3 protein-coding genes are annotated in these 1,382 nt (G+C 35.8%); all 3 read right to left on the bottom strand.

Annotated features, from left to right (window positions below; genetic code table 11):
• Positions 1-64 precede the first annotated feature (64 nt).
• Genes CCU_RS10730 through CCU_RS10720 form a run of 3 tightly spaced genes read right to left on the bottom strand, consistent with a single transcriptional unit; the run spans position 65 to position 1,233 of the window.
• Entirely contained in the window at positions 65-322 is a 258-nt protein-coding gene (locus CCU_RS10730; protein WP_208896171.1) for a hypothetical protein, read from the bottom strand.
• 51 nt (positions 323-373) lie between these two features.
• Positions 374-517 (bottom strand): hypothetical protein, encoded by a 144-nt coding sequence (locus tag CCU_RS10725; RefSeq protein ID WP_015534666.1) that lies wholly within the window; start codon positions 515-517, stop codon positions 374-376.
• 11 nt (positions 518-528) lie between these two features.
• Positions 529-1,233 (bottom strand): hypothetical protein, encoded by a 705-nt coding sequence (locus CCU_RS10720; protein WP_015534665.1) that lies wholly within the window; start codon positions 1,231-1,233, stop codon positions 529-531.
• Positions 1,234-1,382: the final 149 nt, after the last annotated feature.

The following is a 1,382-nucleotide window of genomic DNA, read 5'->3' as shown; positions in this document are numbered from 1 at the left end:
CCGCTTTCCTTCTATTGCTCCATGCCTCGTGGTTGTTGCAATTTTTGCAACAACCACTTTTCATCTAATTTACCTGTTTCAAATATTTTTTCAAATGTCTGCTTATTCCGGACTTATCCACCCCAAATATCTCAGACATCTCAATCATCATCTCAGGAGGAAGGTTTGGATTATCGAGAAGTTTACTGCAATCAGCTTGCACTTGTTTTACAAAAGCATAAAACTGTTTTCTACTATCTGCAGCCTGATCCATTTCTTTGTTTGCTACACCGTAATACTCCTTAATACTTGCATCATCACTACTTACAATTGTATCAAGCATCTCCTTGTATTCAGTTAATGAAGATTTCATTAATCCAACAAATTCAGGAAACTATGCAAGCACTTCTTTAGCCACTTCAGGACGAAGTTCGCCTATCTTTGATGCAAAACTAATCACATCACCTTTTGATATATTCTTAAAATCAGTTCTCTGCATCATATCAAGAACATCCTTTTCCATTGGTGTATATTCCATGTTTCTACCTCCTAGTGTGCTGTCTGTATTCCCTTATTTGTATCCAATTCAAAACCAACCTGCCAAAATCCCATATCAATCATCTTCATCTGTGGATACGGCATACCTTCAATTTTCATTTTCTCTCTAACTGGTTCAAATCGAGCAGAATTTTTTTCGTAAAAATCGACAAGCTGCATAATGGATTTCAAGTTGTAATTACCGATTGCAACCTTCTGATTTTTAATGCCTGCTATAAAATATCTATCGTATGCAGGAACGCAACCAAGAGTTCCCATAAGTATTTTAGTGATTAGTGTAAAGGACAATTGATTTTTTAATTTTTGCTCTTTTACTTCTCGTCTGATTTTATCGTAATACTGCCCTAAAAACGAATTTATATCTAGAAGTAATTGTTGATTGCTTTTTTCTCTAAAGCTAACGCACTCAATTCCAGCCAGCACATCATACTTCTCACTTAACAGTTCTTTCACTACCGGAATATGTACTTTATAATCCTTTTGCAATAAAAAGGATGAACCACGATACATTCCCCAACTAGCCAAATAAAAGGCCAATTGCAAACTCAAATAATCATAATCAATCTCTTGGCTCCCTCGTGCTTTTATGAAATGTGAATAGCAGTGTTCCCAAGAACGATATCGACCATTCTCATCACCCTTCAAATCATTATAAAATTCTGTTGATGATTTAATAATCAAATCCACAGTATCCATGCTACTCACCGCCTATTCGTTACTTGTTTTTATCTGTTCTCCATCCGGGAAGATAAATGATTGCTCAAAGGTAACCTCCATCACATCAGCTATCTGTTTCAACTCCTCAAGAGTAACTGTATCTCGTTTCAGTTTCTTACCAAAGTTCT

Source organism: Coprococcus sp. ART55/1 (genome assembly GCF_000210595.1).
Classification (GTDB): domain Bacteria; phylum Bacillota; class Clostridia; order Lachnospirales; family Lachnospiraceae; genus Coprococcus; species Coprococcus aceti.
The sequence above is the reverse complement of the archived record's forward strand: the minus strand, read 5'-3'. Positions and strand labels throughout refer to the sequence as shown.